This window comes from Methylomonas sp. (assembly GCF_023228165.1).
Taxonomy (GTDB): Bacteria; Pseudomonadota; Gammaproteobacteria; order Methylococcales; family Methylomonadaceae; genus Methylomonas.
Genome location: NZ_JALOBS010000026.1, coordinates 22,358 through 42,024 on the forward strand (window position 1 = coordinate 22,358; position 19,667 = coordinate 42,024).

A 19,667-nucleotide genomic window follows, 5' to 3' on the forward strand; every position below is an offset into this window, starting at 1 on the left:
CCTATTTATTAGCGTCTTGGAGTAACCAGGCGGTCTCCGTTGCTGCAACTTCCCCTTTCAGTCCTCCCTCGATATTCTTGCTTTCAACTGGTCTCAATCGGTAAGCAGCGCCATAATGTCGCTTGACTTCGTTTTCGGTCACTGAAAACGGAGGCCCATCCATCAGACGTTGGTCGTATTCATAAGTAATCAGTAACTGCGGTGCCGTGCCGCTAATGTTCATCAGATGGGAGGTATAGCGCTCTCTTATGCCGGAAGGCAAGGCGACTAAAGCTGCGCGATCATATATCGCGCTTATGGATCCAATCTCTTCAGTAGACAGATCAAAAATATCACCCGCTAAAATATCGATATCTTTAGCGCTGTACCGGGTCAATTTGCCTGCTATAGAGATTTTCGGCTTTAAGCCAAGTTCTTTAAACAACTCATTAACGGCAAGTATGCTCAATTCTGCGCCAACCACTCGATAACCGAAGGTAAGCAAACAGGCAAAATCACGTGTCTTGCCACACAACGGCAGGAAAACACGACTACCTTTTACCAAATTTAGTCTTTCAAAATGCGCTACCAGAAACGGATTTGCTTCGTTTTCATGAAACGCAATCTCACCGCGTTCCCATTTTTGATGCCAGAAACTTGTTCCCATATCGACTCCTTAAATCATTGACGTATTAAAAATCACCACTGCCTTGATGTTTCAGTGTTGAACCAAGTTGTGTTCCGAGTTAGGATAAAAGTTCAAGTCAACTTGAAGTCAAGTATTAATTTCGACAGGTAAAATTATGGATATAACTGAGGTCGCAAAGGTATCTGGATTTCCAGCCTCGACGTTACGATTCTATGAAGAAAAAGGATTGATCCAGTCTACTGGTCGCGTGGGTCTGCGCCGTCTATTCAACTCCGATGTGCTAGAGCGGCTGGCTTTAATCGGTTTGGGGCGTGGCGCCGGTTTTTCGCTTGATGAGATCAGTGAAATGTTTACCCCTGAAGGCCCCGAAATCAATAGAGCATTGCTTTTGGCCAAGGCGGATGAGTTGGACAGAAAGATTAAAGAACTGACGGCCATGCGAAATGGACTCCGTCATGCTGCGGTCTGCAATGCACCAAACCATTTTGAATGTCCAAAATTTCTTCGTCTTCTTCGTGTTGCAGGTAAGAATCGATTTAGACAGCCAAGTAAATTGAAGGAAAACAAATTTAAATGAGGCGTGCAAATTGCTAAATCACTGATTATTTGGTGAACCAACGCGCAGGCAAGATGACTATTTGGATTGCACTTTCGCAATGGATAGATTGCTGATCAAGCCTAAAAAAGCGTAGGGTCAATAAAAAAGCGTAGGGTCAGGCCTTACATTTGACATTTGTAGGGAAAAATTGTAAGGCCTGACCCCCGATACAATTGCCAAGTATCCAGCACTTCAGCGGTAAGGCTAAAAAACTCACTCACAAGCGCGTTTATCAGCACGCCAACTTAGATGTTGAAGTGCTCTATGCCAGCCCGAAACTGTATCGCTGGGTGCAAGGGTTCAAAAATACGATCAATGCTCACAGTACGGAGTTTGATGTTTTACTGATGGACTGCATGTTTGCATAGCTGTTACCAAAGCCGCATGCCAAGATTGAATAGCAGAGCTAGGCAGATAGTGGCTGTCAAAGGATAAATGCTAGAATAAATACATCATCACAAATGATTTGGTTTCGATCACTACTGACTCAACGGTTTGCAATACTTGTAAAGGATCATGCATTTAGTTATGGACAACACCACCAACATGCCGATTGAAATAAGGCAAATTAAATTTTGAAGGGAAATGCTCGGTTTATGGACAGAAAATCTCTTCTTCAAGAAGTTAATAAGCTGGTTTCTTCCGGACTCAGAAAATCAGCAATAGATTTAATTAACGAATATTTAGAAGACTATCCAAATGACTCCTCTGTGCTGAGTGCGCTGGGGAGAATCTATTTGCTAGAAAAAAAACCAGAGCAAGCCGTTAAATATCTACAGCTCTCTTTAGGCTCGCGCAATACAGGATTAGCGGCTGGTACTCTTGTTACGTCATACGGTTTTGATGAACTAGATCATGACGACCTGGAGTACATAGAGAACTCTGCAACCGAAGATGAGTTAGATTATTCATACGAAAGCGAGGACGTTCATCAATTTTCTGCAATTTCAAAACAATCTTCTCAGGCCGATAACGAAAATCAAGTAATCGAACTACCAAGTCAGCAAGAAACTGAGCAGCCTAACGATCATGTTTTTATTCAGATTAAAATCGAAACTTCCGTAAACAATGTTTTTGAGTTAGACGAGGAAGATGAGGAAGAATTTGATCCTGAATTCATTGAAATAAATTCAAATAATACTCTTGATAATGAAGACTATTTTTTACCCTACCAGTCAGATGTTTTCGACGATCCTTTTCAAAAAGAACTTGCAGAACTACCCGATTTAGAAGATGAAGTCGAGGAAGATGATGTAGAAGAAGCTTTCGTCAGTGAAGAAGAAAAATCAATTGAGGACGAGTTTGACTGGGACGGCGTTGAAGATTTTGACGATATTGACGAACCGGATTTAGTTCACTATTTGCAGGATCATCAGGTAAAGATTGGTGGCAAGATTAGCAGAGTCGAGCGAGCCAAGCAGATCGCAACCGAGGTCATTCAAGCCTACGATTGGGGTATTCAAAATCTCGGTTTACTTCAACAAGTTTTTTATGAAAATGGCTGGGCAGCAGCTAGGGTTGCAATAGAACATGAGTTAGCAAGAGGCCTAGTGCCGGCTGAATTAGAGTTGGCGATTTTTGTTAGAAGTTTGTGGACTGAGAACCAACAATATTGGATTTCGTTTATTCACACCTCAAAGCAACCTGGTCAAGAAACCAGAGCCGCTTATAAATGTATGAGCTGGCGTGAGGCGCTTCGGATTATAAGAGTATTCAACAATCTACCTTCTGAGGAAGAAATTCAGTTGTTTGTCGATGATATTTACGACGATTGGTACTGTAGTCCGAGATTGCAAAAGCAATATAAAGCCTTTATCCGATACCTTAAATATCGCACCGGCTCAGTTCGCCACACATTGCCAGCAAATGAACAATTTTCCTTCATAGCCGCATATGAACAAGACACCTTAATTGAACTGCCACGAGAGGAAATTAAATTCGCGCAAGGTGTTGATTCGCTAAAACAGCAAGGTATTGACCTCGAAAATATGCTGCAAGATTTGGAGCAAAGATATGACGTCGTCAAACCTTCCGTCATTATTGATGAGGATAATTTTTATCTCATGGATGACTCAAAAGTTGCCAGTAAACCAAAAAACAAATCCAAGGCCGTTATTGCTGACGAAGATGAAGCCGAGGACCTTGATGATGAACCTGTAACCCCACAACCACTGCTGAAATCTAAACCCACGCGATTCAAATCGTTACTGGAAGACATTTACTGCAATACACAGGAATAACGAATTAGCGATGAATAACAGACTGATACCAGTACAAAACTCGTGGGTTAAGCTGAAAAATACCTCAGGCGACGAAAAAATCGGTCGCGTTGAAGCCACCATTCCGCGCACTGAAGGCATTCAAGTTAAAGTCAAATGGCATGGAAACCATGAAAGCAGCTTGGTGCCCTTGTCAGAGTTGCGTAGCGGTTTCAAACTCAACATGGATGTTCAGGATGTCCCAAATTCCCGCACTAGAAAAACGTTCGGTGAAGGCGTCATCGTAAAAACCCGCACCATAGGTGGCAGGGATCAGGTGCTCGTAGACTTCCTGGCTTTGGGCCAACAAGTCTGGTTACCTTATGAAAATTTACGACAAATCAAAGGCGTCAAACATCGTTTCACCCTCTGCGACAAAGGCCCCGCAGATAGCGCAGAACGTTTTCGACTCAAGTCTTTAGCCCATGCCTTGGAGTTATGGAACGAGAACACCGGGTCTCTTTCCAATCTGGACATTGATCCATTACCACATCAAATCCATCTGGTTCACCATATCCTGGCCTCCGGCAATCTGAACTGGTTGATCGCAGATGATGTTGGTTTAGGCAAAACCATTGAAACCGGTATGTTGATGGCGGCGCTCAAACAGCGAGGCAATTTGCGCCGCGTGCTGCTGATTACGCCTGCCGGACTGACTAAGCAATGGCAGGAAGAGCTACATTACAAGTTCAAGTTAGACAAATTCCAAATCTACGGGGAAGACTTTCAAATCAACGAAACCCGCCATTGGAAAATGTACGATCACGTCATCGGGTCTATTGACCGGTTAAAAGAAGAAAATCACTTAGAAAGCCTGCTCAAAGCCGATCCGTGGGATTTAATCGTTTTCGACGAAGGCCACCGCTTAACTCGTCGTCAATACGGACTAAAACTTGATTCTTCACAACGCTTTGAATTAGCCGCAAGCTTACGTACTAAAACCGATGCGATGATTTTACTCAGCGCCACGCCTCACCAGGGTATGCACGATAAGTTCACCGCCTTATTGGAATTGTTACATCCCGAGCGCAAAGACGAAATCACTACGCTATCGCTCAATCCGGAAATTTTGCGCGACATGGTGTTTCGTAACCATAAAGCCGATGTCACCAATGCCAACGGTGAATTCATCTTTCGCGGCAAAACCACCAAAGCTATGCGCGTCATGGCCAGCCCCGAAGCTAAAGCCTTTGACGAGACCTTACAAAACTATCTCAAGCAAGGTTACGCCGCCGGTAAAGCCATGGGTATTCGTGGCAATACTATCGGGTTTGTCATGACCGTCTACCGTAAACTTGCTGCTTCCAGCGTTGCCGCTATTCAAAGTGCCTTAGAACGCCGCAAACATCGTTTACGAGGCGAATACGAAAAAGGCTACACCATTAACGATCTGGACGAACGCGATCAACGCTACGCCGGAGAGTGGGAAGAACAGTTAGCCACCGATGCCAAAGAATTTTTCGACGGCGAAATGTCATTACTTGACGATCTTCTGGCGGAAGCCGCGCAACTCAGAGCCAATGACGGCAAACTACAGTTGTTTATGCAGGAATTAGTGGGCACTGTATTGGCGGAACATCCCCAACAAAAAATCCTGATCTTCACCGAATACCGCAATACCCAAAACTACCTCAAAGAAGCCCTGCAACAACGTTTCGGCACCCAGAGCGTAGAACTCATCAACGGCTCCATGTCGCATCAAGATCGGCAAATCGCGATTAACAACTTTGAAGATCAAGCCCAGTTTTTGATCTCCACAGAAGCCGGTGGCGAAGGTATTAATCTACAACGCCAATGCCACATCATGGTCAATTTTGACCTGCCTTGGAACCCGATGCGCTTGGTGCAACGGATTGGCCGTTTGTACCGTTACGGCCAACAAAATCGTGTCGTGGTGTTTAACATCCACTCGCCCGGCACCGTCGACGAACAAATCATGAGTTTGATGTACACCCGCATCGAGCAAGTCGTATCGGATTTATGCGTCATGAACGGCGACGAGTTCAACGAAAAACTACAAGATGACATCCTAGGTGAAATTGCCGATTTGGTTGACGTCAAACAAATCCTTAACGACGCTATAGAAGCCGGTATCGACAGAACCCAGCAACGGATCGATGAAGCCTTGCAACGCGCGAAAGAAGCCACCGAGAAACAGCGCGAACTATTCCAGAATGCCGCCAGCTACGATCCCAATGAAACCCGCAATGAACTGAGCATCAGCAAAGAACACAGCGTTGCTTTTGTTGAAGGCATGTTCAAACAACTCAATATCGAGATCGTTGAAACTACTCATAACGGTGCCATTTGGCAGATACGCTTACCGGAAACAATTCAACAGGAACTGAACAGCAAACGCTCGCGCTATGAAGTGACGTTGGATCGGCAACTCGCCGCGCATCGTCCCAACACTCACATGTTGGATTTGGATTCGTTTTTAATGCAATATCTGCTGCAAAAAGCCAAAGCCTACGACTTTGCTGGTCTTACCGCAGTCCTCAAAACCGAAGCCATCAAAGGCCCTGCCGTTTTCACCAGCATCTTGCGCTGGCAAAATGACCAAGGTAATCGCTTGCGCCAAGAGTTTACCGTCTATCAATTGCTCAACAGTGGCAAAGTAGAAACTAATCCACAGGCCTTCGGCGAATGGTTGAAGCAACCCGCCGTCACCGGTCAGGTAAATATCGATAAAGAGCGCAACCAAGACTTACTCAAAAAAGCCGAACAAGCCGCCGACAAGCGTTTAGCGCAAGTTAGCAACCAATATTTGCAGCCGGAAAATCACCAGTGGGTGACGGCAGCTTGGATAGAAAATTAAAAACATCACGGACACTACATGGCTAGCAATAACGACAATAACGGACAGCAATCCAGTAACTACACCCACTCGCAGGAAGCCGTCCAACGCCCGGACATCGGCATTCAACCGGAATTTAATAACCGCAAACCACCCCAAAACTACCGCTATGATTCATCGTTAGCGCCGGAATTAAGCTGGGATGAAAACGCCGAACGTGAACTAGCAGAACTAATGGGTGACCCCTTTGATTCTTGTATCTTTCTATCCTGCCAACCAAGGTGAATAATCTTCATGGGTTAGCAAAGAGGAGGAATTTCAAGGTTACAGTTACAAAGAAGCTGTAAAACCGATTGTAGGTAATGAGTTACGCTCTTTGCTACTAATTTCAGAAAAACCAATTTTTTGCTTGAATGCACCTAGAAGCGATCGTCTATTTAGTTTCATGAGAATGATGTTAGCGGCTAGATTTTGTCTCTAACTATTTTTGCTAAATGACTATAAAAGTCATCAATAAACGAATGGAAACAGTAACACTAACGCCACGTTGACTTTTATTTTCTAGGGTGAGGCCAGGCCTTTATGAGCGTTACAGTAACAAATTAGGGTTGCTAATAATTTCATTCATCCAAAAGTGCAAATGCGCGAAAAACTTTTATAACCTATGGAGTATTTATGGAAATTCGTCGACATTATCGCAGGCCATACACCCTTGAGAGATTATTTATGCCATTAAGCACGATTTTAGCGTTGCTACTATTGGTACCGGCAGCACTTGCGGCCGGACAGGATGGTGACGACAGGCTCTCGTCGCCTAAAGCCCCCCGAATTTTGGCGCGTAGCGCTTTAGGGCCAAGATCTTCGCCTTTCGACCCGCCTTCTCAAGATGTTTTTTTTACTGACGCGAACGATGCCAGAGGACGAGAGTACTATGTCACGACGGAAGGAGCCAAGGTCTACGACCTTTACAGCGGCCACTATGAAGGTTGGGGCGACTACGAATACACGTTGCCGGCTTCTCCCACTCCCAAGTTGATGGCACCGGCTACCCTGGCGATGGCAAGCACGGATCTGCAACTTCCGGGTACGGCAAGTTTCCGAACGCTCGATAGCAATGGCGACGGCATTTATGAAGGCATTGCCGCCGATGTCGACGTAGAGGTGTTGACTGCCGGTAGCTACACGATAGTCGGGCGGCTTGAGAAGAACGGCAATTTGGTGGCAAACAGGCCGGCTTATGAATCGCAGTTATCCAGCCGCGCTACTTTTCAGGTAAACGCTCCGGGTAGCCAAAAGGTAACTATCATATTTTCCGGGGAGCTGATTTATCTATCCGGGCAAGACGGCCCTTACGATCTGGTGTTGAGAGGTAACAACATCCATCTTACGCTGCAGACCCCAGCATACGACCATCGTTCCTTTTGCGAGCTACTGACCACTATCACCGGGGTAGACGACGAAGGAATTGACGAGAACAATGATGGCACGCTGGAAGGCATCCGCGCTAATGTCGAATTAACCGGCCGCGCCGCCGGCAACTATCGCATGATAGGCAGTCTCATCAAAAACGGCGCAACCTTGGTCAACGCCAGTGCCGAAATTACGCTCTCGGCCGACCGGCAGACCGTATCCTTGGTATTTTCCGGTCTGCCACTGAAACGATCCGGAAAGGATGGTCCCTACGAAGGCGTGGTGTACTTGCAGGACGGCAACAGTCATACCGTTTCAAGCTTCGATTTTCCGACGCAAGCCTACCAAGCCGGTGCTTTCGAGTCGGTGATCGAGCCGGTCGGGGCTCAATCGGACCAAGGCATAGACAGCAACGGCAATGGCCTGCACGACACGCTCTCCGTCACCTTTGGGGCGTCGTTCTCCCGCGGTGGAACCTTCCTGTTGACCGGTGCCCTCAGTAATGCAGCCGGAAACAACACCGTGTTCAGCGAACAACTGATCACCGTTGTACCTGGCACCCGGCAAGTGTCTCTCAATTTCGCCGGCCCCGATATCTATGGGCAGCAAATAGACGGTCCTTACCGGATCGAAGTTTCGCTCCGCGACCCATCGACTCAGGAAGTCATTGACCGGCTAGCATTGCCACAAGAAACCAAGGAATACCTGTATACCGATTTCGATTCGTCTCGGAATATATCAGCCATTACTTTAACTGGCGCCTCAAACGACCAGGGCATCGATACTGACGGGAACGGTTTGTTTAATCAACTTCAGGTCGGTGTGGCCGTGAAACTGATAAACAGCGGTACTTACGAATGGAGTGCGCGTTTGGTCGATTCACGCGGCACTGAGATAGGTTTCTACACTAAGAGAGCTTTCTTAAATGCCGGCAACAGCCAAATTGATTTTGTCTTTGACGGCACCCGAATCGGCAAGAACGGTAGAGATGGGCCTTATTTCGTCAAGAGCCTATTGATGTACGGGACTAGCACCAACCTGGTAGCCACAGATGTAGCTGCGACCTCAGATTATACGGCTAGCGAGCTCGAGGGTTACGTAGCCAAAATAGCGGGAGATATCAACGGCGATGGCAAAGTGGATCAGGCCGATGTGACGCTGTTCCAACAAAGCCTAGGCAGTGTGATAGGCGATGCGAAGTACAATCCGGACGCTGATCTCGATGGCGATGGTCGGGTTACCATCAATGACCTGCGCATACTTCGCGAACTGATTAAAAAATCTAGGCCGTGAGTCATGGACGGAGCGGTCGGGGTATTGACCGCTCTATTCAATCGGCTAAACGAATAAACACAAAATATGGAGCACGATATGTCAAAAAAATTAATGCTTTGCGGAACTTTGTTTTCGATCGGATTTGCCGTTTTTCAAACCGCAAATGCAGCATCGATTAACTTGACTCCCTCAAGTACAACGGTATTGTTCAGCAATACCGTACAGGTAGCAGTTTTAGCCGATATAGACGTATCTGAATCCATTATAGGCTTTGGGTTCGATCTTTCGCTTAGCTCAGGAGGAGTACTTGATTTTGTGGGGTTTACCCCAGGAGGACTATTCGCTGATGATCTTTTAAATCTTGCTCCATTCAGCGACAGCGATGGTATTCGCGGTGCGTCAAACGGTGATCTGTTTTTTGGTCCAGCCATTTCCGGAAGCGGCATTCTGCTGGGCACTTTAGATCTAAAAGCTATCGGTTTAGGGACCGCGACGATTGATCTTTTGGCTGATGACCTAAATTTCTTTTTTACAGAAGGACTTATTCCTGAAGATCCAGGGCTTGTCAATTTTATTCCTCCCGTTACTAACGCTAGTATAACTGTTGTCGCAAACAATAATATTCCAGAGCCGCCTTTGGGGATGCTTATTGGAGTTGGAGTAGCAGCGATGATGCGATCCCTGCCAAGACAGAGAAATAGGCTATCGATTGGCTGATTCAGGTTAAGCAAGCAATCATGCCACTAGCTTCCATTTTAATTTGCCGAAGGTCCGATAGTAGGGCGGAGGGTTTCTAAAAGCCTAAAAGCACATACGGCCTTCTCGGTTATTGAAAACATCAGGCTCTTTTAAAAGTCCACGTTTTGAATCTTCGTACTTGTTCCTCAATCTATTATGGAAGCATTGAATGGCTGCTCAGGGGCTACGACCTGTCATTTATTTGAAAAGCGGGGCAGTGGTCTTTTGGTCGTCAGCGTCAACTGTTCTCACCGGATTGTACCCCTGGCTATTTCAAACAGCTGATTAGCTGTGCCGGGCAATCCGCCAAACATTGGCACGATAACTTGTAGCCGGTTCCCAGCCGACCGATGATCAACGCAAAACGCCGGGCCCAAGGTCCGGCGTTTACCGTGTCGCGTTAATGGCTGCCCTTGGTTAAATCGTTGAACGTGCCCTTATTGCTTGTATCCACATCGATGTTGCCGGCTGCCACCGGCTTGTCCAGACCGCTATATTGCAAGGGTTCGAAAGGTTGTATTTGCTCGTCGGCCGGTAACTGGTTACGGTTCCAGCCGCCGCCCAGCGCGCGTATCAACGCCACCGAGGATTTCAACAACGCGGTTTTGACTTCGACTGCCGTGATGCGCGCCTCCAGGGTGTTGACCTGGGCGTAGATCAAATCCAGACTGGAGTTAAGCCCGCCCCGGAACAATTCCATGGACAGGTTTTGCGATTTCAGCGCCGCACCGACCGCGGCTTCCTGGGTTTGTGCCTGCTCGGCAAACAGCCGGGTTTGGCTTAAGCCATTTTCCACTTCGCGGAAAGCATTCAGCACCGTCGAGCGGTACCTATCTTCGGTTTCCCGGTAGGCGGACCAGGATTGTTGCAATTGGGCTCTACGGAAACCGCCGTCGAAAATCGGCAGCGATACCGACGAACCGTAAGACCATAAACTGCTGGCCAGTTTGATCATGTCTATGCCTTTATCTTCGAAGCCGCCGCCGGCCTGAAAGGTCACTCTTGGAAAGAACGCCGCCCGGGCAATACCGATTTCACGGTTGGCCTGCGCCATGTGCCGTTCCATGCCGGCGATGTCCGGCCGCCGTTCCAGCAAGGTAGACGGCAATTTGGCCGGTATTTTGAAATTCGCCAGGCGTAGTTCGTCCACCGGTGCGATTTGAAAACTGGCCGGTGCTTGGTTCACCAGTATCGCAATGGCATGCTCCATCACTTGGCGCTGGGCCTGAATGTCCAGCAGTTTGGCTTCGGTACTGTGTAGCAAATACTCGGCCCTCGCCACGTCCAGATCGGAAGCGATGCCGCCGTTGAATTGGGTTTTGACGATGTTCAACGATTGTTTGTAATAGTCTATCGAGGCCTTATAGGTGGCATTTTGCGCATCCAGGCCGCGCAGGCTAAAGTAATCTGAGGCTATTTCGGCCTGTAAACTCAAACGGGCCAGCGCAAAGTCGGCGGCTTTTTGTTCGGCCCGATAGGTTTGGGCGCGGGCGGCGTTGCGGATTTCCGACCAGAAATCCGGCTCCCAGGAGGCGATGCCGCCGGTATTGATGCTGGTGTCGTAGTTGGGTTCGCCCGGCGCGCGAAACAGGCTGTTGTCGGACTGCTTGTTGCGCGAGGCGCCGAATTCAATACCGATCTGCGGCAATAGGCGGGAGCGGATTTTCATCATGGTATCGCGGGCCTGCACGAAGCGTTCGGCCGCGGCCTGCAAATCCGGGTTGGCCGCCATGGCCTGCTGTTCCAACTGATTCAAGATAGTGTCGTTAAACAGCGTCCACCAATCGGCGCGCAATTCGCCATCGGCAGGCACGGCATCCACGAATGGACTGGCTCCATGCCATGAATTGGGTACCACAAACCGGGCCGGTTGATAGTCCGGCGCCAGATCGACCGCCGGTCCGCGCATACAGCCCGATATTGACAAAGTCAGCAACAGCCAGCCGCCGTGCCGCAGCGTGCGGCGAGCAGCGCGAAGTTTGCGTATCTTAACCATGATCCGCCACCGTCTGTTTTGCAGCCGCGGCGTGATCCACTTCCACCTTGGTTTGCGGATTATCGTAACCAGGCGCCGGCGTGACGATGCGTACTTCATCACCTTCCAGCAGCGCGGCGCTGGGGTTGTTGACGATGCGGTCGCTGGCGGACACCCCTGATATCACTTCCACCGTGGCATCCAGAATCTTGCTGACGCTGATGGGCTTGAAGTGAATGCGGTCATCTTTCGTTACCGTGGCGACCTGGGTACCTTGGTCGTCGAACACCATGGCGCTGGACGGAATCGACATCACATTTTGGTCGACCGGCGCACTGATGCGTACCGTGGCGTAAGAACCGGGCCACAAGGCATGGTCTTCATTGTCGATGGTAAATTCGGCCACCACGGTGCGGGTATTGGGATCGATACCGTTGGCGGTGGTCAAAAACCGGGCGGTGAAATGGCGGTCTGGAAATTGCGGTACCGTCACGTCCGCCGTCATGCTGGATTTCAGGAAGCGGGCGAACGGCGACGGCACAGAAATGAACAGCCGCATCTTATGAATGTCGGCTACCTGAAACAAGTCCGACATGGTGCTGCCGTCGTTGATGCTGCTGCTGATATAGCCTTCGTTATTGATGTAATCGCCGACGTTGATGCTGCGGCGAGTGACGATGCCGTCGTAAGGCGCGACGATGGTTTTAAAGCGCATTTTGGCGTCGAAGTTGCTGACGTTGTGCTTGGCCGCGTTCACCTGGGCTTTTTCCGCCAACATGTTGGCTTGCTGCACCGAAATGGCCTGCTCGGAGACCGCGTGCGATTCGCGCATGGCCAAATAGCGTTTGGCGGTAACCACCGCCAGGTTGTATTTGGCCTGCTGGGCTTCCAGGTCGGCTTGGGCCTGGGCGAATTGGGCATCCAGGGCCGGGGCGGCGATTTCCGCCAGCTTTTCGCCTTTTTTAACCTGGGCGCCGTAGTCCTTGTACCACATCTTCACATAGCCCGAGACCTGGGCGTAAATCGGCGCCTGGTACCAGGCATCGATGGTGCCGGGCAAGGTGATGGTTTCGCTGGCTTCGCCCGGGGTAGCGCTGGTGAGCGCTACAGTCGGTATGGCGGCTGCCAGGGTTTGTTCCCGTAGCGCTTCCGCGTCCTGCCGGCGTTGGTAAAACTGGTAACCCAAGTAACTCGCCAACAGTATCAAAGCCCAAAGGGTGGTGGTGTGTTTTATGGTTCGAGTGTTATTCATGAGTGTATTTCCTTTAGACGGGTGTTACGGGCGTGGTAGATCAGCGCATACACGCAGGGCACGAAAAACAAGGTTGCAAAGGTGGCCACGGTCAAACCGCCCATTACGGCACGGCCGAGCGGGGCGTTTTGCGAGTTGCTCATGGCCATCGGCAGCATGCCGATTATCATGGCCGAGGCGGTCATGATCACCGGACGAATGCGGGCGTAACCGGCTTCGATGGCGGCCCGGATCGCATCGCCGTGCAGTTCCAGCCGCTCGCGGGCATAGGACACCACCAAAATCGAGTTAGCGGTGGCGGTGCCCATGGACATGATCGCCCCGGTCAAGGCCGGCACCGAAATATTGGTGTGGGTGACGAACAGCGCCCAGGCGATGCCGGCCAAGGCGCCGGGCAGAGCGGTTATAATGATGAACGGGTCCAACCAGGACTGGAAATTCACCACGATCAGCAAGTACACCAACACGATCGCCGCCACCAGTCCGCCCAGCAATTCCAGATAGGCTTCGTGCATGGTTTCGGCCTGGCCTTTGATTTCGATAGCAGCGCTGCGCGGCAACTGATCTTGCATGTCGGCAACCACATCTTCCACATCCGCCAGCACGCTGCCCAAATCGCGGCCTTCGGCGGACACGTACACATCGATCAACGGCATGATGTCCTGATGCGTGACCACGCCGGGCGTGCCGGTAGCGGTTAAGGTGGCCACGTTACCGAGCAGTTGCACATTGTTTTCCCGCGTGGCGTCCAGTTTGCCGGTATCCACCGGCACGGTCAGCAAATCCTCGATGCGGGTCATCTGCGGTTGCGGGGTGTAGATATTCACCTGATAAGACATGCCGGTCTTGTGGTCCAGCCAATATTGCTGGTCGATCTGCTGGCTGCCGGAGGTGGACAGCAGCATGTTGTCGGCCACGTCCTTCAGCGGCAAGTCGATATTCAAACCCAAGCTACGGTTGCCGTTGACCATCAAGGTCGGCGTGCGCATGGTTTGCTGAATGGTCACGTCGCTGGTGCCGCTGATTTTGCGCAATTTGCCTTGCAGTTTGCGGGCGAAGGCGTAGTTGGCTTCCAAGTCCATGCCGTTGATTTGCACGTCGATAGGCGATGGCGAACCGAAGTTCAGAATCTTGGCGGTCAAATCGGCCGGCTGAAAGGTGAACACTGTACCCGGATAACGCTCGCCCAAACCTTTGCGCAAGGTGCGGCGAAATTCCCATACCGGCGATTGCTGGTTTTTCAGGCTGATGGTCAGGTCGCAATCCTGGGTGCCTATGGTCGGGGTGGGGATAAAGGCCAGATTATGCGGGCCGACCGGTAGGCCGCAGTTGCTGATGATGTCTTCCACTTGGCCCGGCAACAGTTTTTTGATGTCTTCGGCTACCAAGGAGGCAATGCGACCGGTCACTTCTATCCGGGTACCCAACGGCGCCCGCATGTGCATTTGCAAGGTGCCGGATTTGATTTCCGGAAAAAAATCGCGGCCATTGACATAAAACAGGCTTAAAGAAGCCAGCGTAATGACCAGAAAAATGCCGATAAAGCCGCGGCGATGGGCCACGGCTTGCGCCAACAACTCGTCATAACGGTCGCGGAAGCGGTTGAAGCCGTGTTCGAAGCTTTGTTGAATCCGGCCGAACACGGTGCGGGACTTTTCGGCTTCCAGCTCGGGATCAGGCACGGCCTCGGCAAAATGAGTGCCGCCGATGTTCTGCAAGGCTTCGATCTCGGAGTCCCAGTTTGCCAAGGCATAGGCTTTTTCGGCGTCGTGCTCTGCCGCTCTGGCACCGGGTTGATGCGCATGCGGGGCGTTATGGTCCACCAGGATGAATTTGGCCATGGTCGGCACCAGGGTGCGCGACAGGATGAACGAGGCCAACATCGCGAACACCACCGCTTCGGCCATCGGCAGGAATAGCCAGCCGGAGACCCCGCTGAGTTCGAACAACGGAAACCAGACGATGACGATGGCCAAGGTAGCTACGAAAGTCGGGATGACGATCTGGTTGGCGGCATCGATAATCGCGGTTTCCAACGGCTTGCCCATTTCCATATGGGTGTCGATGTTCTCAATCATCACGGTAGCGTCATCCACCAAAATGCCGACCGCCAGCGCCAAACCGCCCAAGGTCATCACGTTGATCGATTCGCCCATCCAGTTCAAGCAAATGATGGAGGACAGTATTGATAATGGTATCGAAGTGGCGATGATGGTGGTGGCGCGCCAGGAACCGAGAAACAGCAATACCACCAGACCGGTCAGCGCCGAAGCCAACACCATTTCGTGCAACACATCCTTGATCGAGTCCTTCACGAATACCGAAGCGTCGTTGAGGATTTTCACCCCGACGTCGGCAGGGACGATTTTCTGGATGCGCGGCAGGGCTTTTCTAATGCCATCCACTACGGACAAGGTTGAAGCGTCGCCGCTTTTCATCACCACGATCATCACCGCCTGTTTGCCGTCCACCAGTACCGAGTTGGTTTGCGGTGGGCCGGACAAGGACACGTCTGCCACGTCGCGCATATAAATGGTGGTATTACCGACGGTTTTGATCGGAATATGGTTAAAATCCTCGACCGCCAGCGGCGAGGCGTTGGTCATCACCATCCAGTCGGTCTTGTCGATTTTCTGGTCGCCGGCCGGCAGTACCAGGGTTTGATCGCCGAAGGCTTTGTGCACATCCATCGGCGACAAGTGGTGGGCCAGCAGTTTTTGTTTGTCCAGAGATACCAGCAGCTGCATGGGCTTGCCGCCGTAGGGATGCGGCAGAATGGCACCGGGTATGGTGACCAACAACGGACGGATTTGCATGTAGGCGACGTTGTACAACTCGGCTGGGGTCAAACTGTCCGAGGTGACCTGCAGCATGGCCACAGGTACCGAAGACGCTTCCAGGCGCATGATCATCGGCGGCGAAATATCCGGCGGCAGTGCCTTGGTAATGGTTTGCGAGATAGCCGCCACCTCGGCTTCGGCGCCCGACAAATTGGTTTCCGGTTGCAACAGGATATTGATAATGCTGCTGCCGAAATAAGACTGGCTGGTGATACGTTCTATGCCTTCCACGGTGGACGTCAGCGCCCGTTCGAAGAAGAAGGTGATCCGTCCGGATACGTCGGATGGCAGCATGCCGGCATACGACCACACCACCGAAATCACCGGGATCTTGATATTCGGAAATACGTCGGTCGGCGATTTGACGATGGCCTTGACCCCGAATATCAAAATCAGGATGGATAGAACCACAAATGTATAAGGCCTTCTTAAGGCAATGACGACGATTTCGTTCATAACGGCATCCTTGTCAAAGCGTGAGCGCGGCGACGCCTGCTAGCTTGTGTTGATTGCAGCCAACCAGTAACTCGTGGTGAAAGGTCCACCGGCGGGGCAAGGCAGCGTTCGGCATGGCGGCCGGCCCGGCGATAACTATGTGTTTTATTCATTCGCTCATCCTTTGTATCGGTTTAAATAGCTTGTCGCCGCCGATTCGGCTGACCGAATTCAACAACGACACCGTTTTGGGAAAGCAATAAGAGGGCCATTTTTTAATGCCTTTAAATCAATAGCTTAGTGGTGAGAAAATATGAGTGGGGAAAATTCCCACGCGTGAGTCACCAAAAATGCTGATCTGAACCAATTGAATTTAGCCCGGTAACGCTGGCAAAGCCGAGCCTTACCTGATAGACGGAGGTTTGCATGGTTTTTTTGGGGGGGGGCGGGAATATAAACGCCGCGGATCGTTGCCGACGGCAGGTGTCCGTTGCCCCACTACCGAAAAGCTGTGGAATGGTGTGCTCGCTACCTGGCAGGGCGGAAGTTTATCCCTGATGGATACTAATAGCCTTAGGTTTTCAGGCTTTCAGCCGTTTCGATGGCATGATACTTTTTCTTGATTTCCTCGATATTCACGCTTGGCTCGGGAAACTGCATGTCCAAGGCTTCCAGGTGTTCGCAAACGATGCGGGAAATGACCAGATTACGAAACCATTTGTGATTGGACGGAATCACAAACCAAGGCGCATGCTGGGTACTGCAATGGCTCAAGGCATCCTCGAAAGCCTTGGTGTAATCGTCCCAGAACGGACGTTCGGCATAGTCGGCTTCGCTGATTTTCCAATGCCGGGCCGGATCGTCGATGCGCTGTTTGAAGCGTCGCAGCTGTTCCTCGGCATCGATATGCAAATAAAACTTCAGAATATACGTACCGTTGTCGTACAGCATTTTTTCGAAATCGTTGATGCGATCGTAGCGTTTGGACCATACTGACTTCGGCACCATGTCGTGCACCCGCTGCACCAGCACATCTTCATAATGCGAGCGGTTGAAAATAGCGACCTGGCCCTTGGCGGGGGCATGCGGGTGGTAACGCCACAAAAAGTCATGAGCCGCTTCTTCCTTGGAAGGTACCTTGAAGCCCGTTACCTTACAGCCCTGCGGGTTCATCGCCCCCAACACGTGGTTGATGGTGCCGTCCTTACCGGCCGCGTCGCGGCCCTGCAGGCAAATCAACAAGGAACGCTTGCCTTCCGCGTACAACAAATACTGCAGCTCACGCAAAGTTTGACTGTAGGCCTCAATTTCCGGCAGCGCCTGCTGGTGGCAGTCGTGTTTGGCCTTGTAGCCGGGATCGATCTTATCCAGTTCCAGTCGGCTGCCGGGTTTGACCCGGAATTTCTTGCTGTATTTCATGGTGCTGCTCCGGTTAAGTCGGGCGTGGCAGGCCGGAAAAAGCGAACGTGCCGTCGTCATGATAAGGCTGTCCACCCCAAGCGGCAAACTACGCCAAGGCAAACGGTTAAAATGCACGCTTGCAAATGCCCAGCGCCTCGCTGGCCCTGGTTGGGTATTTTAAATCTTTTGCTTGTTAATTTTCGGCGCTTCAATTCCCGCTCCTGCCGGAGTGGGTTAGGGTGAGGAAAATTTAAAATCCGAAATTTGAGGTGTGACAAGTCTATATCCGCATGGTTGGTAACTTTGATAGTTTGCCGATCGTGTTGTAAAGTTAGCCGGCTTGCGCTGCCAAGGCTTTTTGTCGAGAGTTAAGCCCCGTTTTCAAAGGCTCTGATCTAATGGAATAACAACATGACGGATTTGTTTAAAGAAAAAGCCCGGGATTGGGGCGCAAACCACACGATAAAAAACGACCGCAGCTCGTCTCCTGTGTTCCTGATTTTGGCGAGCTGGGCGTAATGCCGAATGAAAGACAGTGTGTCGCATCGTCTAAACCGGATCAAATAACATCAACTTAAACTATCTAACGGGTAAGAGTGGAAAATGAGCAGAATAGTATCTTCGTTGCCGGGCCGCATCAGAGTACGGGACAAACGCCTACGTGACCAGGCGCGATTGACGGAACTTAAAAAACAGCTAGCCAAAATAGCGGCTATTAGCGCCGTGCAAGCCGATGTTCGTACCGGCAGCGTCGTGGTGAATTTCGATCCCGCTGCCATCGAAATTGCCGCATTGGAGGCACAGCTGGATGCCGCTGTTGATCAAGTCTTGAACGAACAATTAATACCACCGCCCATCACCAAAAAACAGCTCAACCGCTATAACAAAATCGCCATGGTTGGGAGTTTGGCCGCGTCGTTAGCGCTGACTACCGCAAGGCGCAAACACTGGAGACGTTGGCATGCATTGACTGGTTATTTATTCGTGGCCAGTGTCGCCGTGCACATGATTATCTATCGCAAAACCCTATTTCGTTGAGGGTGTGGCGCCGTTAGAATTGAATGAGCAAAACCGACAGCCGCTCTAGTTTTGCCAATGTCCATTGATAACCCGTCGACGTTGGATTTGCAGAAGTAGGCTGGGTCGAATGATAATGAAACCCAGCTTTGAAGCTAACAAATTTTGTAATTCTAACGAGTAAGTTGAATGCAAAGACACTCGATTATTTCAAAGCATTTGCTGGGTTTCGCTTTGCTCTTACCCGGCATACGGCCCTATGCCAAAGGTGCGAACGGGGTGATGCATACGCTATGGCAAACTGTGAAAAATATTAACAAATTAATCAATAAATCGATCAAGTATAAGGACGACCTGTGCCAAATTCTTCCATCGAACGGATTATAATTCTCGCAAAAACCTATCCGTCGCCGAGTTCCAAATATATGGAAACGTCTTGTGTCGCCGGAATTTCCGATAAGAGACTGATGCGACGTCTTTATCCTGTGCCATTCCGATTACTTGAGGATAAGCAGCAATTTAGTAAATGGCAGTGGATTGACGTTAGAACCCGCAAGGCAACTCAGGATCATCGAGCAGAGAGCTATCGACTATATGTGGATACGTTGGCGTGCGGCGAAAAGATCGGAAACAAGCAGAACTGGGCATTTAGGCAGGCTTGGATAGAGCAAATCCCATTGTTTAATAGTTTCGACACCATCGAGCGTGCACGTATCGACGACGGTCTGTCGCTTGCGCTGCTGCGACCGAAAAAAGTCGTAAAGCTAGAAATTGTCTAAGCCAAAAGCCTGGAGTGGACGCCGGAAGAAAAAGAAAAACTGATGCGGGAATAGATGCAGGGAGACCTGTTTTCGCAAGAGGACGCGAAACGCGACATTGCGACATTGAAAAAATTACCGTTCGATTTTTACTACCATTACCTTTGTGATGCGGCGTCCGGCGAGAAGGAATATCACCATAAGATTGTCGATTGGGAGTCGGGCGCGCTCTATTGGAATTGTTTTTACAAGCACGGGCCAAATTGGGAAGCGCCATTTCGCGCC

Annotated in this window: 14 protein-coding genes; 9 read left to right on the top strand and 5 right to left on the bottom strand. The window is 50.3% G+C overall.

Going from position 1 to position 19,667, the window contains the following annotated elements; genetic code table 11:
• Position 1: 1 nt before the first annotated feature.
• The gene (gene tmpT, locus M0R33_RS17770; protein WP_292572339.1) at positions 2 to 646 is read right to left on the bottom strand and encodes a thiopurine S-methyltransferase; all 645 of its coding nucleotides are present in this window, start codon (positions 644 to 646) and stop codon (positions 2 to 4) included.
• Between the two features lie 136 nt (positions 647 to 782).
• On the opposite strand from tmpT, the gene M0R33_RS17775 reads away from it, so the two are divergent.
• The 7 genes from M0R33_RS17775 (at position 783) to M0R33_RS17805 (ending at position 9,683) form a co-directional block, all read left to right on the top strand.
• On the top strand, positions 783 to 1,205 hold the full coding sequence (locus M0R33_RS17775; RefSeq protein WP_292572342.1) for a helix-turn-helix domain-containing protein: 423 nt from the start codon (positions 783 to 785) through the stop codon (positions 1,203 to 1,205).
• A gap of 194 nt (positions 1,206 to 1,399) precedes the next feature.
• Positions 1,400 to 1,594 carry a hypothetical protein gene (locus M0R33_RS17780; RefSeq protein WP_292572345.1) on the top strand — a complete coding sequence of 65 codons (195 nt, stop codon included), beginning with the start codon at positions 1,400 to 1,402 and terminating at the stop codon, positions 1,592 to 1,594.
• Between the two features lie 228 nt (positions 1,595 to 1,822).
• Complete coding sequence (locus M0R33_RS17785) at positions 1,823 to 3,466, top strand: hypothetical protein (RefSeq protein WP_292572348.1); 1,644 nt, start codon at positions 1,823 to 1,825, stop codon at positions 3,464 to 3,466.
• A gap of 10 nt (positions 3,467 to 3,476) precedes the next feature.
• Entirely contained in the window at positions 3,477 to 6,302 is a 2,826-nt protein-coding gene (locus M0R33_RS17790; RefSeq protein WP_292572351.1) for a DEAD/DEAH box helicase, read from the top strand.
• 18 nt (positions 6,303 to 6,320) lie between these two features.
• A complete protein-coding gene (locus tag M0R33_RS17795; RefSeq protein WP_292572354.1) occupies positions 6,321 to 6,566 on the top strand; it encodes a hypothetical protein in 246 nt (81 codons plus the stop codon).
• A 441-nt stretch (positions 6,567 to 7,007) separates the two neighbouring features.
• The gene (locus tag M0R33_RS17800) at positions 7,008 to 8,984 is read left to right on the top strand and encodes a dockerin type I repeat-containing protein (protein WP_292572357.1); all 1,977 of its coding nucleotides are present in this window, start codon (positions 7,008 to 7,010) and stop codon (positions 8,982 to 8,984) included.
• 78 nt (positions 8,985 to 9,062) lie between these two features.
• Positions 9,063 to 9,683 (top strand): hypothetical protein, encoded by a 621-nt coding sequence (locus M0R33_RS17805; protein ID WP_292572360.1) that lies wholly within the window; start codon positions 9,063 to 9,065, stop codon positions 9,681 to 9,683.
• A 421-nt stretch (positions 9,684 to 10,104) separates the two neighbouring features.
• On the opposite strand, the gene M0R33_RS17810 is transcribed toward M0R33_RS17805, so the two are convergent.
• From M0R33_RS17810 to M0R33_RS17825, 4 genes are all read right to left on the bottom strand, one after another.
• The gene (locus tag M0R33_RS17810) at positions 10,105 to 11,700 is read right to left on the bottom strand and encodes an efflux transporter outer membrane subunit (protein ID WP_292572363.1); all 1,596 of its coding nucleotides are present in this window, start codon (positions 11,698 to 11,700) and stop codon (positions 10,105 to 10,107) included.
• Positions 11,693 to 12,931, bottom strand: coding sequence for an efflux RND transporter periplasmic adaptor subunit (locus M0R33_RS17815; RefSeq protein WP_292572366.1), 1,239 nt, complete (start codon positions 12,929 to 12,931; stop codon positions 11,693 to 11,695). Before M0R33_RS17815 ends, M0R33_RS17810 begins: the two co-directional genes overlap by 8 nt.
• Positions 12,928 to 16,227 (bottom strand): efflux RND transporter permease subunit, encoded by a 3,300-nt coding sequence (locus M0R33_RS17820; protein ID WP_292572369.1) that lies wholly within the window; start codon positions 16,225 to 16,227, stop codon positions 12,928 to 12,930. Before M0R33_RS17820 ends, M0R33_RS17815 begins: the two co-directional genes overlap by 4 nt.
• Positions 16,228 to 16,779: 552 nt before the next feature.
• Positions 16,780 to 17,625 (bottom strand): polyphosphate kinase 2 family protein, encoded by an 846-nt coding sequence (locus tag M0R33_RS17825; protein ID WP_292572372.1) that lies wholly within the window; start codon positions 17,623 to 17,625, stop codon positions 16,780 to 16,782.
• 585 nt (positions 17,626 to 18,210) lie between these two features.
• On the opposite strand from M0R33_RS17825, the gene M0R33_RS17830 reads away from it, so the two are divergent.
• Together M0R33_RS17830 and M0R33_RS17835 are read left to right on the top strand one after the other, a co-directional pair.
• A complete protein-coding gene (locus M0R33_RS17830) occupies positions 18,211 to 18,645 on the top strand; it encodes an HMA2 domain-containing protein (RefSeq protein ID WP_292572374.1) in 435 nt (144 codons plus the stop codon).
• Between the two features lie 335 nt (positions 18,646 to 18,980).
• On the top strand, positions 18,981 to 19,403 hold the full coding sequence (locus M0R33_RS17835; protein ID WP_292572377.1) for a hypothetical protein: 423 nt from the start codon (positions 18,981 to 18,983) through the stop codon (positions 19,401 to 19,403).
• Positions 19,404 to 19,667 lie beyond the last annotated feature (264 nt).